The organism is Corallococcus sp. AS-1-6 (assembly GCF_020037015.1).
In the GTDB taxonomy this organism is placed as follows: domain Bacteria; phylum Myxococcota; class Myxococcia; order Myxococcales; family Myxococcaceae; genus Corallococcus.
The window spans coordinates 140,473-152,277 of the sequence record NZ_JAIQDE010000026.1 but is presented as its reverse complement, the minus strand read 5'-3'; the positions used below and the strand labels follow the sequence as shown (position 1 = coordinate 152,277).

Here is an 11,805-nt window from a genome sequence, read left to right as displayed (position 1 = left end):
TCCTTCAGTGGCTTCAAGAAGGCAATGGGGCCAGCAGGCAGCGGGAAACAATGGCACCACATCGTCGAACAGACGCCCGGAAACGTGCAGCGCTTTGGATCCGAGGCCATACACAACACAGAGAATGTCATCGCGATCGATGAGCAACTCCACAAAATGGTCAGCTCATACTATTCCTCCAGACAGGCTGTCTCCGGAGGACAGATCGTCCGGGATTGGCTTCGGACGCAATCCTACGCGCAGCAGCGCGCCTTTGGACTGCAAACCCTGAAGGACTTCGGAGCCATCCCATGAAAGCACGTGACCTCAAGGTGCTGGGGACAGAAGAGTTGATTGCGCGTTTTCGCGAGGTTTCAGCCAGGCATGGTCGCCTACTGAATGCGCGCGACACTCGGGCTGCAAACAAGGACTACCTTCTCGCGGCATCCGTCAGGAAGGAGTTGCGTAACCGCGGGCCCGATGCGGAGAAAGGCCTGCTGGGATTGCTGACCGATCCGGAGCCGGGGACCCGGTACTGGGCCGCGACGGCCGCCCTGCGCTTCGCCCCCAGCGAGGCTGAACGTGCGCTCGCCCTGTTGTCGATGCCGCCGCCGACGATGCTGAGTGTCAGTGCGGCGATGACCCTGCGCGCTTGGAAGGACGGAACGCTTCCTCTGGAAGAATAGAACCATCCCAATGCCGCCCAGACCGACGCGACAGGAGTGCTCACGCATTGAGAAGACAGGTGTGGCTTCCTGACAACGTGGAGGCGCCTTCAGCGCCCGCGTCCTCGGAGACACAGCCGCTCGCCCCGGAGTCCGCAATGGATTGACGGAGTGGAGGGGCGGACCCAGCTATTCGTTGCTGTCCCGCTTCCCCTTCCTCCAACCCCCATTCCCCCGACATCCCCATGACCCTCCGCAAGAACTGGCTGTCCGCCGCCGTCCTGACCGTGGCCCTCTACGTCGCGCCGGCCTCCGCGCAATCCCAGCAGTGCGTGAACACCCACTCCGCGGAGGCCGTGGCCATCACCGCCGTCACCGTCGCCGTGAACGCGGCGCAGACCGCGGCCGCCACCACCGCCAATGCCCTGTCCTCGAGGAACGTCTTCGCCCTCCTCGCGGCGGCCCAGCAGAACACCGCCGCGCTCCTGGCCGTCACCCAGGCCGAAGCGGCCCTGGCGCTGCTGGCGCCCTCCGCGATGACGACGGACCTCCGCGCGCCGCTCGCCACGGTCACCTCCGGCGTCAGCAGCCTGCGCGATGCCACCAGCGCGGTGCTCGCGGGGAACCCCGGCGGCGCGCAGCAGGCCCTCACCACCGCGCTCGGGCAGGTGGACGCGGCCGTCGGTCTGGCCCGCTCACTGCCCCCGCTCTGCCGGGAGTGACGCCTGCGGCGGCGCTCAGCCCGCCATCCGCGTCCAGTCGTCCTCGTGGGTGAAGAGCCTCACGCCCAGGCGCTCGCAGACGTCCGCGTGCGCCTGGGCCGCGGGGCCTCCCACCCACAGGGGCAGCCCCTGGGGCACGGCATCCCGGATGCGCGTGAGCACGTCCTCGAACACCGTGGCGCCCCGGTTCGTCACCGCCGACAAACCCACCACGTCTGGCTTTGCCCGCGCCACCGTCTCGCCCAGCCCCTCCGCCGGCACGCGCTGCCCCAACAGCGTCACCCGCATGCCCGCGTGCCGCAGCCGCAGCGCCACGCCCAACAGGCCAATCTCATGCTCCTCCTCCGGGAAGCACGCCAGCACCGCGTGCCTGCGCCCTCCCCTGGGAGAGCCATGCAGCAGGCTCACCAGCCGCTCGCGCACCACCTGCGTCACCAGGTGCTCCTGCGCCACCGTCAACGTCCCCGCGTGCCAGCGCTCGCCCACCTCGCGCTGCACCGGCACCAGCACGTCCTCGAAGGCCTTCACGGGCGGCAGCGCCGCCAGGACCTCATCCAGGATGCGCGCCACGCGAGGCTGGTCGTACGCCTCGGCCGCGGCCAGCACCGCCGCGCGCCAGCTCTCCGGCTGCGCCCCGGTGCGCGACTCGGAGCCCTCCGCGCGCGCAGGGGGCGCCGCTTCCAGCTCCGCGCGCAACTGGGGCACCAGCTTCGCCGCCTCGCTGATGGCCACGCCTTCGTCCGTCAGCGCCTTGAGCCGCTTGAGCAGGGCCACGTCGCGGTCGGTGTAGACGCGGTAGCCCGCGGGCGTGCGCTCCGGCTCGAGCACCCCGTAGCGGCGCTCCCAGGCCCGGATGAGCTCCACGCGGACTCCCGACAGCTCCGCGGCGATGTGGATGCGATAGGTGCGCTCAGCCATGGTGTGCGTGCTTCACGGTCGGTTCTGCGCGTTCCTTGCTTGATTCCAGACGGCGATCAACTCGTCCGCGGACTCTGCGTACTGCGCGCCCAGGGTGAACAGCGTCTTCAGGTGCTCCCTCGCGCCGGGCCCGCCTACCACCACCGGCACCGGCGCGCACGCATGCATCACTCCGGACAACACCTCGACAAAATCGTCCGCATCCCGGTGGCGGATGAACGACAGCGCCACCACGTCCGGGCGCACCTGCATGCACGCCCCCTCCAACGCCTCCGAGGGCGTGTCCGCGCCCAGCAGCGTCACCCGCCACCCCCGCGCCTTCAGGTGCAACCCCAGCGCCAGCAGCCCCCCCTCGTGGTGGTCCTTCGCCGGACAGGCCAGCAGCGCCCTGGGCCCGTCGCCCACGCGCTCCATCCCCGCCAGCAGCATCCGCAGCCGCTGCCGCACCAGCGCGGACGCCATGTGCTCGCGCGCCACGTCCAGGCGCGAGGCCATCTCGCGCAGCAGCGGGATGAGGACGGTGTCGCAGCAGGTGGTGGCGTCCAGCCCGTCCAGGGCCTCGGACAACGCCGCGTCCGCGCCCTCCGCGTCCAGCACCATCACCGCCGCCCAGAAGCGCTCCATGCGCCGCGACCCGGACGGCGCGGAGGGCCGGGGCTCGTCCCGCACCTGGGCGATGGCCTCGCTCACCGAGAGCCCCTCCTCCATCAGCTTCGCCACCCGGCGGACGGCCTCCAACTCGTCGCGTGAATAGACGCGGTAGTTGTTCTCACTCCGCTCCGGGCGCGGGAAGCCATGGCGGCGCTCCCAGGCGCGCAGGGTGGCCTCGCGGATGCCCGTGAGCCGGGCGATGGTGCGGATGCGCAGGCTCATGGGCCCAGGCCTCTCGCGCGGTCCCAGCGCTCCGCCACGCCTCGCGCCCCCGACAGCTTCTGCGTGAAGCCCTCCAGGCTCGTGACCTCGGACACGCGCCGCACCACCGCCTCCAGCCCGCTCTGGAAGCGCGCGAGCGGCCCGGCCTCGTGGACCTCGCCCACCTCCAGCAACACGTCCGGCCGCTCGTGCTCGAAGAAGGCGTAGCGGATGGCGATGGGCACGCACTCCGCCTTCGCCACGCGGGCCAGCAGCTCCACGCCGCGCTCCAACTGGAGCGGGTGGACTCCGAAGGGCCGGTGCTCGCCTTCCGGAAAGACACACACGGCCGCGTTCGGCTTGCGCAGCAGCTCCTTCGCGTACCGCAGCGAGGACAGGGACGACATCGCGTCCTGCTTGCGGATGCTGAAGGCGCCCATCTTCGTGTGGAAGGGGTAGCGGCGCAGGTTGTCCTCGTCCATGAGGCAGTAGCCGTCCCAGCCCGCCACCTGGCAGAGCTGGTGCAGCACGAAGCCGTCCCACCAGTTGGTGTGGTTCAGGTAGACGAGCCGGCCCACGCCGTCGGCGGGCAGCTCGCCGCGCACCCACAGGCCCCGGAACGTCGAGCGGACCTTCCACCCGATGTACCGGTCCACCGCCCACCCGAAGGGCCCACCCTTGGCCGCGCGAATCAAGACGCCCGAGCCTCCCTGAGCCGCAGGAGCGCCGTGAACAGCGCGAGCCCCAGCGACACCAGCACGCTCGTGATGAGGAAGAAGAGGATCTCCTCCAGCGGCACGGCGCCCACGTACACGCCCACGTGGCGCCCCTCACCGAAGTTCCAGATGCCGGTGGAGATGGCCAGGTGGTCCGCGATGGACAGGTACACGCCCACGACCAGGGCCGGGGGCAGCACCGCGCGCAGCACCTCCCCCGAGCGGGCCTTGTAGTGCATCACGAGCGCCACCAACTGGATGGCAATCACCGGCAGCGTCCAGCCCAGCAGGTGGATGAGGTACGCCCAGCGCGTCTCCATCATGGCGACACCTCGGAAGGCTCCAGGGTCCGCTCCGCGCGGACGGGCTCCCGCGATGGAGCCACGGGCCGGGGCTTCTTCGCCAGCACGCGCTCCAGCCGGTCGCGCGCCCACAGGCCCACGAGCAGCGTCTGGAGGCCGAAGAAGAGGTACTCCTCCAGCGGCAGGTAGCCCAGCTTCACGCCCCAGATGCGCTCCGGGTCGAAGCCCCACAGGCCCCACTTCACGGCCATGTTGTCCCACGGCGACGTGGCCGCGTAGACGATGATGAGCAGCAGGCCCATGGGCGCCAGCCCCCGCCACGACAGCGTGCGGCGGTAGCGCACGAGCAGGAACAGGATGGGCAGGACGACGAAGAGGCCCAGGAAGCGCGCGTAGGTCATCCCGGGCCTCCACTCCACTGCGACACCACCCGCACCATGCGTCCCCCAGCCTCCAGCGCGTAGGTATGGCCGCGCCAGGTCACCCGTCCCTGCCGCGTCAGCGAGGCCGCGAAGGCCGCGAGCAGCAGCAGCTCCCCCCGCACCCAGTCCGTCAGCGCGTGGTCCCGGTCCGCCTCCGAGGGCACGCGGCTCAACGCGGCGAGGCGCAGCGACAGCAGCGTGCGCACGGCGACGAGCGCCGCCACCGCGCTCCACACGGCGGGCTCCTGCAGCCACGCGGCGAGCAGCAGCAGGGGCACGGTGGGCGTGAAGAGCAGCGGCACGGTGGGATACAGCGCCGGCCGGTGGCTCGCGAGCACCTGCATCCAGCGCGTGAAGCGCTCCAGCGGCACCCGCCAGGACGTCCCGTTGGCGACGGGCACCCAGGCGGGCGCGGGGCACAGCGCCACGTCCAGGCCCTGCGCGTGCAGCCGCTTCGCCAGCTCCAGGTCCTCGCCGATGTGGTCGGACAGCCCGGCCAGCTCCTCCGCCGCGCGCGGTGACAGCCCGAGCGCCTTGCCGCACACGGCCTGCGCGCCCGCGCTCATCGCGTGCAGCGCGCGGAAGCTGTGGTGCGTGTAGCGGAGCAGCCCCGCCATCGCGCGGCCCGCCGCGTCCACCGCGCCCACCGGCGTGGGAGCGGCGGTGCTCAAGGCGGCGCCGGCCACGAGCGGAGCGGCGAGCCCCCTCACCAGCGCGCCCGTCACCGCCACGTCCGCGTCCACCGCGAGCACCACGCGCCCGCGGACATCGAGCGTCTCCAGCGCGTAGAGCAGGTGGCCCACCTTGCGGTTGGGGCACACCGGGTCGCTCGGGAGCCAGCGCACGCCCTCGGCCAGGCGCGGCCGGTACGGCGACAGCACCACCTGCTCCAGTGGCCCCGCGTAGTCGATGGGGAGCTCCAGGTTGTCCAGCTCCAGCGGCGTGGGCGCGTCCACGGGGCGCAGGAGCAGCACGGAGGGCAGCGCGCCCGTGGCCGTCACGGGCGCACGGCGGTACAGCCGCGCCAGCGCCACCGCGCTGAAGCCACCGGCCATCACCGTCCACCCGAGCGTGAAGAAGCCGAGCGCGTTCATGCCGCCCTTCCCATGCGCGTGCGGAAGTGCGCCATCCAGCGGATGAACGGGGAGTGGAAGCGGCGGAAGTCCGCCACCTCGCCCATCGTGTCCAGCGTGTCCCGCCTCGACTCCAGCCGCGCGTAGAAGGGCGACGACTCCAGCAGGCGCGGCGCGCCCACCACCTCGTTGCCCGTGTGCAGCTCCGCGGGGACGCGCAGCCCCCAGCCCGTCAGGCTCGTGGGACGCGCCTCGGGGCTCGGGCCGCGCTCGCACACCACGCCATTCGCCCCCGCCACCATGCGCACCGGCGCCACGCCGTCCGGCAGGTGGTAGTCCACCACCGTGTGGTTCGCGTGGTGCGTGCGCGCCCAGTGCCAGCCGGACAGCCGCGCGCCCAGCAGCTCCTGGCCGTGGTTCGTGTCGTGGTAGCCCAGGCCCTCCGCCGTCACGCCCAGCGTGGACACCTCCAGCCGGGCCTCCGCCCGGGGCGCCAGGGGCTGCCAGTAGTGCGGCAGGCCCGGCATGAGCTGCACCTCCGTGCCCCGCCCCGTCAGCGGACGCAACGTCAGGCTGGCGCGCACCGGGCGGCCCCACGGCGCCGTCCCGTCATCCACCTCCATGCGCACCGTGCCATCCACCGCGTGCGTCAGCGTGGATTTGCCGATGCGCAGCCGCCCCGGCCCCTGCAGCTCCACGCGCGGGTACTCGCTCAGCACCCACAACTTGCGCACACCCTGGTGGTAGAGCGCGAAGTTCACCGCGCTGTACGCCAGCGGGTGGCCTCCGCGTCTCGCCGCGACGGAGTAGCGCGGCGAGAACAACGACCCGAGCATGAAGATGCACACCGCGCTGTACGGCCCGGCGCTCACGTCCGCGTAGAACCAGCGGTACGCCCCCGCCATGTCCGGCAGCGCCGGCAGCGCGCAGGACTCCGCCGCGCCGGACAGGAGGTTCTGGGCAAGCACGGACTTCATGCGACCTCCCGAAGGTGCGCGGACGCCATCTGCGCCGCGAACCGGCCCGACAGCATCACCAGCGGCACCCCGCCGCCCGGATGCGTGCCGCCGCCCGCGAAGAACAGCCCCGGCGTTCCGCCCCGGATGCGCGGCCTGCGGAACGGACCGAAGCGGCCGTGCGGCAGGAAGCCATAGATGGAACCACCCGGCGCCCCGCGCGCCGCCAGGTCCACCGGCGAGCGCTGCCCCACCACGCGCACGCGCCCCTTCAACGCCGGGTAGTGCCGGACGAGCTTCTCGAACATCTGCTCGCGCACGCGCTCCGCGCCGGACTCCCAGTCGCGCCGGGCCTGCTCCGCCCTGCCCTCCTCCAGCGGCATGGCCGGCGCGTTCACCATCACGAACAGCCCCGTGCGGCCCGGCGGCGCCATGCTCGAGTCCGTGGCGGACGGGTTGCAGACGTACACCGTGGGGTCCGCGGCGAGCTGGCCCGCGAAGAGCTCGTCGAACTCCTTGCGGTAGTCCCCGCCGAACATCACCGCGTGGTGCGGGACCGCCGTGCGCCCCTCCACCTCCAGGAGCAGCACGAAGCCGGACAGCGACAGCGGCTCCGACTCGCGGCGCAGCGACGCCAGCGGATCCGCGTTCACCACCACGCTGTCGAACAGCTCCGCGACCGGCTCCACGCGGTAGCCTCCCGTGACGCGCTCGAAGCGGGCGCGCGTGTCCAGGTGCACCGTCACGCCCAGCCGCCGCACCGCCTGCCCCAGCGCCTCCACCAGCGCGCCGATGCCGCCGCGCACGTGGTGCACGCCATACGCATGTTCAATGTGCGGGATGAGCGCGAACGCCGCGCTGGACGCGTACGGCGACCCGCCCGCGTAGGTGGCGAAGCGCCCCACGTACTGCCGCAGGTGGTGCGTCTGGAAGTGCTTCGCCGCCAGCGCGTGCAGCGTGTCCAGCTTCATCCCCGCCAGCATCGCGCCAATGCCCCTGCGGGCCACGCGCGCCATGAAGCCGCCCATGCCCTCGAAGGGGGCCTCCAGGTAGGGCTCGCCCGCCGCGCGCCAGATGGCCGCGGCCTCCGCGTAGAAGGAGTGCACGCCCTTGCGCTCCACGGGGCGCAGCTCCGCGGCGCTCTCCGCCATGCGCTCCAGGTCCTTGTACGCCGTGAAGCCGCACCCGTCCGTGAAGTGGTAGGTGCACTGCGGCTCCAGCTCCGTGAACGGCGGCAGCAGGTCCAGCGCGCCCAGTTGCTCGAAGGTGCCGCGCACCAGCGCCGGCAGCGTGAGCAGCGTGGGCCCCGTGTCCAGCGTGAGCCCCTCCACCATCACCGCCTGCGCCTTGCCGCCCAGGGACGGGCCACCCTCGAACAGCGTCACCGCGTGGCCCTCCTTCGCCAGGAGGCCCGCGGCCGTCAGCCCGCCAATGCCGCCGCCAATCACCGCCACGCGCGAGGCCTTCATCGCGAGCCTCCCGTGCCCGTGGGCAGCAGCGGCACCGGCGCGGACGGCAGGGCCAGGGGCGCGTCCGGCAGCGCGGCGCGGGGCCGCAGGAACACGGTCGCCGCCAGCTCCAGCTTGCGACCCGTCGTCGTGTGGGCCCGGCCGCTGAAGACGTCGTAATCCCGCGCTTCGATGTCCCGCAGGATGTCGCCGTAGATGGCGCCCATCAGCCGCACCATGCGCTGGCTGCCGAAGCCGGTGAGGTAGCGCACGCCCGCCGCCGCCCGCGCGTAGTACGCCCGCGCGCGCTGGATTTGAAAGCGCATGAAGTCGCGCCACTTCGCGTCCACCCGCCCCGCGCGCAGGTCGTCCTCGGTGATGCCGAAGGCGCTCAGCTCCTCCGAGGGCAGGTACACCCGGCCGCGCTCCAGGTCCTCGCGCACGTCGCGCAGGATGTTGGTGAGCTGCATCGCGCGGCCCAGGTCCGCCGCCGGCTCCACCGCGCGCGAGTCCTCGCAGCCCAGCACCGGCGTCAGCATCAACCCGACCACACCTGCAACCCGGTAGCAGTACAGGTCCAGCTCCTGCCACGTGTCGTAGCGGACCTTCGTCAGGTCCATCTCCATGCCGGAGATGAGGTCCTGGAAGGGCTGCTCCGGGATCCGGTAGTGGTGGATGGTGTGGCGCAGCGCCGCGAACTCGCTCGGGTCCCACGGCGACGGCGCGTCCGCGGAGGGCTGGCGCGCGGACGGCGGGCCCAGCTCCTCCGAGGCCAGCTCCGGCAGCGGCAGGTACACCTGCGCCACGCGTTCGCGCGCCCGGGCCAGCCGCGTCGCCAGGGCCATGGGCGCCTCGCCCGGCAGCGCGCTCTCGCCCGCGTCCACCAGGTCGTCCAGCCGCCGGCAGAAGGCGTACAGCGCGAAGGCCGCCTTCCGCCGCTGTCCGAAGAGGAGGTACGACGCGAAGAAGAAGCTCTTGGCGTGGTGGCGCGTGACGACCCGGGCCCGCTGGTAGCCCCGGGCGATGAGCGCTGACGACTCGGTGACGCTCATGCCGCCACCTCCACCGGGGCGCCCGCGCGAGGCGACAGCGCCACGCCCTGCTTGTGCGCCCACTCCGTCAGTCGCTCGGTGACGAGCCGCGCGGAGATGAGCACCGTGGGAAGCCCCGTGCCCGGCTGCGTGGAGGCGCCCACGAAGAAGAGGTTCTTCACGCGGGGGTCCACGTTGGCCGGACGGAAGGGGCCAATCTGGAAGAAGTTCTGCGCCAGCCCGAACGCGCTCCCGCGCGCCAGGTTGTACGTGCCCGCCCAGTCATCCGGGGTGAAGACGCGCTCCACCTCGATGTCCTTCTCCAGGTCCGGGTAGCCCAGCTCCGCCATGCGCTGGAACACCTTCGCGCGCACCTTGGGGCCCTCCACCTTCCAGTCCAGGTCCGCGTGCTGGTGCGGCACCGGCACCAGCACGTAGAGCGAGTCCTTCCCCTCCGGCGCCAGCGACGGGTCCGTGCGCGAGGGCACGTTGATGTAGAAGCTGGGGTCCTCCGGCACGCGGAAGCGCTGGAAGATGTCGTCGAACGAGCCCGCGTAGTCCCGGCCGAACATCACGTTGTGGTGCAGCAGGCCCGGCACCTTCTTCTTCATGCCCAGGTAGAGCATGTAGCCGCTGGAGGTGAAGCGCAGCTTCTCCCCCCGCTTGAACGGCGCGTCCTTCGGATCCAGCAGCTTCTCGTACGCGTACGGCAGGTCCGCGTTGCACAGCACGGCGTCCGCGGCCACCACCTCGCCGCCCGCGAGCCGCACGCCCGTGGTGCGCCCGCCCTCGGTGAGGATGCGCTCCACCGCCTGGCCGTAGTGCAGCGTCACGCCCTCCTCGCGCGCCAGCCGCTCCAGCGCGAGCGGGATGGCGTACAGGCCGCCCTTGGGGAACCAGATGCCCACGCCCAGCTCCGTGAAGGGCAGCAGGCCGTACACCGCGGGCGACTCGAAGGGGGACACGCCCAGGTACATGGTCTGGAACGTCATCGCCGCGCGCAGCCGGTCGTCCTGGAAGTAGCGGCTGACGTCCGCGTACATGCGGCGGTGCGCGCGCGCCTTGAAGATCTTCGCCAGCACGCCGGGGGAGAAGTAGTCGCTCACGCCGTTGAAGTTGCGGCCCACGAAGTGGTCCAGGCTGATGCGGTACTGCTCGCGGCCCTGCGCCATGAAGGCCAGGTAGCGCTGGAAGCACCCCGGCTCGATTCGCTCCAGCTCACGGCCCATGGTGCACAGCTCGGACGTGAAGGTGACGTCCGAGCCGTCGCGGAAGTGCACCCGGTAGTTCGGGTCGCACCGCACCAGCGTGAGGTAGTCCTCGATGCGGCGGCCCAGCGCGCGGAAGGTCTCCTCGAACACCTCCGGCATCAGCACGATGGTGGGGCCCACGTCCCAGGTGAACCCGTCCACCCGGAGCTGGTTGCACCGGCCACCCGGGCCGTGCGTCTTCTCGAAGACCTGGACGTCGAAGCCCTGCCGCGCGAGCCTCGCCGCCGCGGCCAGTCCGCCCACCCCCGCGCCCACCACCACCACCCGCTTGCCCTGTGCGCTCATGACGGTGTCCTCAGGAAGCGCGGCGCGACAGCCGGGTGATGAGGGAGTCCAGCAGGTCCCTCAGGCCATGGGGGTTGGGCAGCGCCTGCAGGCTCCGCCGCGCCGAACGCGACGCCCGCTCCACCGCGCGCTCACACGCCGCCCGGCCGCCGAAGTGCTCCACCAGCTCCCGCGCGCGGGCGAGCGCCGCGTCGTCCTTGCGCTCCACCGGCAGCGCCCACAGCCGCTCCAGCTCCTCGCGGCCCGCGGGCGTGGCGCGCACGTACGCGGCCACCACCGGGAAGGTGCGCTTGGCCTGCGTGAAGTCGCCGTCGGAGGCCTTGCCCGCCACGGCCGCGTCGCCGAACAGGCCGATGAGGTCGTCGCGCAACTGGTACGCGAGCCCCACCGAGCGCCCCACCCGCTCCAGGCCCTCCAGGAGCCCCGCGTCCGCGCCGCCCAGCATCGCGCCGCACACCAGCGGGGCGCAGAAGCCGTAGCGCGCCGTCTTGAGGTGCGCCACGCGCAGCGTCTGGAAGAGCGACATCTCCGCCAGCGGCACGCGCGCCAGGTCCAGGTCCAGGTACTGCCCGGCGGCCGTGTGCCGGCACACGCCCAGGTAGTAGCGCGCCACGCTGGACGCGCCCGCCAGCCCCGACTCCAGCATCGCCTCCAGCGAGCGCGCGAAGAGGTGGTCCCCCATCACCACCGCCAGGTCCTCGCCCGGGCGGCCCGGGGCCAGCATCCGGTGCAGCACCGGCCCGCCCCGCCGCAGCTCCGCCTGATCCGCCACGTCGTCGTGGATGAGCAGGAACGTGTGCAACAGCTCCAGCCCCGCGGCGAAGCGCCACAGCCCCGGCGGCACCGCGGTGCTCTCGCGCGCCAGCCCGTGCCCCGCCAGCACCAGCGCCGGCCTCAGCCGCTTCGCCGGCCGCAGCGCATAGGCCCTCGCCTGCGCCGCCGCGTGTGTCCAACGTGCGTCCAGGGCTTGTTCGTCCGGCAGCTCGAACAACTGGGCGAGCGCGGCCTCCACCTGCGCCTGCACGAGCTGCAGCCAGGCGTGTTCAGGGGGGGCGGCTCCGGCGGAGGTCTGCTGCACGTTGGAAAGCAGGGTGGCCATACAGCGGATCTCCGAAGTCGGGAGCACGGCGGCAGCAGCCTTCGCCCCTAGAGGTAGCGTTTGCGT

13 protein-coding genes and 1 pseudogene are annotated in these 11,805 nt (G+C 72.1%); 3 read left to right on the top strand and 11 right to left on the bottom strand.

Annotated elements, in window-relative coordinates:
- From K8612_RS29855 to K8612_RS29845, 3 genes and pseudogenes are all read left to right on the top strand, one after another.
- Positions 1 to 294: pseudogene (locus K8612_RS29855) on the top strand (hypothetical protein); the annotation flags it as partial.
- The gene (locus K8612_RS29850; protein ID WP_223764758.1) at positions 291 to 665 is read left to right on the top strand and encodes a DUF2019 domain-containing protein; all 375 of its coding nucleotides are present in this window, start codon (positions 291 to 293) and stop codon (positions 663 to 665) included. The pseudogene K8612_RS29855 and the gene K8612_RS29850, both read left to right, overlap by 4 nt.
- Before the next feature lie 224 nt (positions 666 to 889).
- A complete protein-coding gene (locus K8612_RS29845) occupies positions 890 to 1,366 on the top strand; it encodes a hypothetical protein (protein WP_223764757.1) in 477 nt (158 codons plus the stop codon).
- Positions 1,367 to 1,381: 15 nt separating this feature from the next.
- Here the strand turns inward: K8612_RS29845 and K8612_RS29840 are convergent, their stop codons facing one another.
- The 11 genes from K8612_RS29840 to K8612_RS29780 are packed head-to-tail and all read right to left on the bottom strand — an operon-like array spanning position 1,382 to position 11,739.
- A complete protein-coding gene (locus K8612_RS29840; RefSeq protein WP_223764756.1) occupies positions 1,382 to 2,284 on the bottom strand; it encodes a MerR family transcriptional regulator in 903 nt (300 codons plus the stop codon).
- A 12-nt stretch (positions 2,285 to 2,296) separates the two neighbouring features.
- Complete coding sequence (locus tag K8612_RS39040; RefSeq protein ID WP_255672368.1) at positions 2,297 to 3,157, bottom strand: MerR family transcriptional regulator; 861 nt, start codon at positions 3,155 to 3,157, stop codon at positions 2,297 to 2,299.
- Positions 3,154 to 3,831: a lysophospholipid acyltransferase family protein gene (locus K8612_RS29820; RefSeq protein WP_223764755.1), complete on the bottom strand. Its 678-nt coding sequence runs from the start codon at positions 3,829 to 3,831 to the stop codon at positions 3,154 to 3,156. Before K8612_RS29820 ends, K8612_RS39040 begins: the two co-directional genes overlap by 4 nt.
- Positions 3,828 to 4,175 carry a lycopene cyclase domain-containing protein gene (locus K8612_RS29815; RefSeq protein WP_223744694.1) on the bottom strand — a complete coding sequence of 116 codons (348 nt, stop codon included), beginning with the start codon at positions 4,173 to 4,175 and terminating at the stop codon, positions 3,828 to 3,830. Before K8612_RS29815 ends, K8612_RS29820 begins: the two co-directional genes overlap by 4 nt.
- Positions 4,172 to 4,555, bottom strand: a complete 384-nt coding sequence (locus K8612_RS29810) for a lycopene cyclase domain-containing protein (RefSeq protein ID WP_223764754.1) — start codon at positions 4,553 to 4,555, stop codon at positions 4,172 to 4,174. The genes K8612_RS29815 and K8612_RS29810 overlap by 4 nt, the downstream gene beginning before the upstream one ends.
- A complete protein-coding gene (locus K8612_RS29805) occupies positions 4,552 to 5,670 on the bottom strand; it encodes a glycosyltransferase (RefSeq protein ID WP_223764753.1) in 1,119 nt (372 codons plus the stop codon). The genes K8612_RS29810 and K8612_RS29805 overlap by 4 nt, the downstream gene beginning before the upstream one ends.
- Positions 5,667 to 6,626, bottom strand: a complete 960-nt coding sequence (locus tag K8612_RS29800; RefSeq protein WP_223764752.1) for a carotenoid 1,2-hydratase — start codon at positions 6,624 to 6,626, stop codon at positions 5,667 to 5,669. The genes K8612_RS29805 and K8612_RS29800 overlap by 4 nt, the downstream gene beginning before the upstream one ends.
- Positions 6,623 to 8,074 (bottom strand): NAD(P)/FAD-dependent oxidoreductase, encoded by a 1,452-nt coding sequence (locus tag K8612_RS29795; RefSeq protein WP_223764751.1) that lies wholly within the window; start codon positions 8,072 to 8,074, stop codon positions 6,623 to 6,625. Before K8612_RS29795 ends, K8612_RS29800 begins: the two co-directional genes overlap by 4 nt.
- A complete protein-coding gene (locus tag K8612_RS29790; RefSeq protein ID WP_223764750.1) occupies positions 8,071 to 9,105 on the bottom strand; it encodes a phytoene/squalene synthase family protein in 1,035 nt (344 codons plus the stop codon). Before K8612_RS29790 ends, K8612_RS29795 begins: the two co-directional genes overlap by 4 nt.
- A complete protein-coding gene (locus K8612_RS29785) occupies positions 9,102 to 10,640 on the bottom strand; it encodes an NAD(P)/FAD-dependent oxidoreductase (RefSeq protein ID WP_223764749.1) in 1,539 nt (512 codons plus the stop codon). The genes K8612_RS29790 and K8612_RS29785 overlap by 4 nt, the downstream gene beginning before the upstream one ends.
- 10 nt (positions 10,641 to 10,650) lie before the next feature.
- Positions 10,651 to 11,739 (bottom strand): polyprenyl synthetase family protein, encoded by a 1,089-nt coding sequence (locus K8612_RS29780; protein WP_223744687.1) that lies wholly within the window; start codon positions 11,737 to 11,739, stop codon positions 10,651 to 10,653.
- Between the last annotated feature and the right edge of the window lie 66 nt (positions 11,740 to 11,805).